Genomic DNA, 902 nt, shown 5'->3' on the forward strand with positions numbered 1-902 from the left:
TTGTAAAGCTCATCTACCAATTCATAAAGTCCCAAATAATCATGAATTACTTCTTTTTTGGGGTCTTGTTCATAGACTTCCTTTTCAAAGCTATTAGGCTCAATTCCAAGGATCTTTTTAAGTTCGTAGACTTGTTTACCGATTTCTCCACTCATAACTGGTAACGTACCTAATAACTCATCTAGCTGGTTATGTGCATCCGCCTCATCGATTAATTCCTTGGCCTCTTGTAACTTCCCCAAAGTCATGATCATACGTCCTTGATTTTGATCGATGTCATATAGGCTGTCTTCTGTCACTTTGCGAGCTTCTTCTGTTGTCATTATCATAATTAGTTCCTCTTTCTTAGTTGAAAAAATTTTATCTAAGTACTTACCGTTTGATCTTGCTAATAAATTAATCATAAAGCCTGATTTTTTTTATTTTAAAAAAGGCGAAAGATTAATTCGTTTAATTTATTTTGCCTAAACGTCTAGTGTTGTTTGCATGTTGGCATATTCAACTGCATAACGAGTTTCTTTGCTTGGCTCCCAATCTTCTAAGAACGCCAAAGCATCATGAAAATCTTTAACCTTGGTATCTCGATAACGGGCAACCATGAAACGATCTGAGTAATCCCGGAATACTTTGTTTCGTAGAATGTCGGTATAAAACTCTTCGTAAGCTTTAGTGCCTTTACCACCAACGATCTCCATTACTCGACGCTTGCGAGCTTTTTCAAGCGCTAAAGGCATCTCTCCATCGATAGGTCGGTTTTCCTCGTAGTCTTGTTTAAACTCTTCTAGAGAGTCCAGACGTTCATCATGGTTTTCCAATACCTCAAATGTCTGTTTAAGTGCCAACATTGGAGTGGCTTTTTGAGGTTGATTTGCTTGCTTCTCAACTTCAATGAAATACTTACG

At 37.4% G+C, this 902-nt stretch carries 2 protein-coding genes; both read right to left on the bottom strand.

Features of this window, described 5'->3' with window-relative positions; translation table 11 throughout:
- A partial coding sequence (locus tag ESZ50_RS11750) for a hypothetical protein (RefSeq protein ID WP_187387604.1) occupies positions 1 to 329 on the bottom strand: 329 nt, incomplete at its 3' end.
- A gap of 135 nt (positions 330 to 464) precedes the next feature.
- Positions 465 to 902, bottom strand: a 438-nt coding sequence (locus tag ESZ50_RS09030; RefSeq protein WP_187387605.1) for an ORF6C domain-containing protein, incomplete at its 5' end; no start/stop codon positions are given.

Origin of the sequence: Weissella muntiaci (assembly GCF_008107635.1) — a bacterium.
Lineage (GTDB): Bacteria > Bacillota > Bacilli > Lactobacillales > Lactobacillaceae > Weissella > Weissella muntiaci.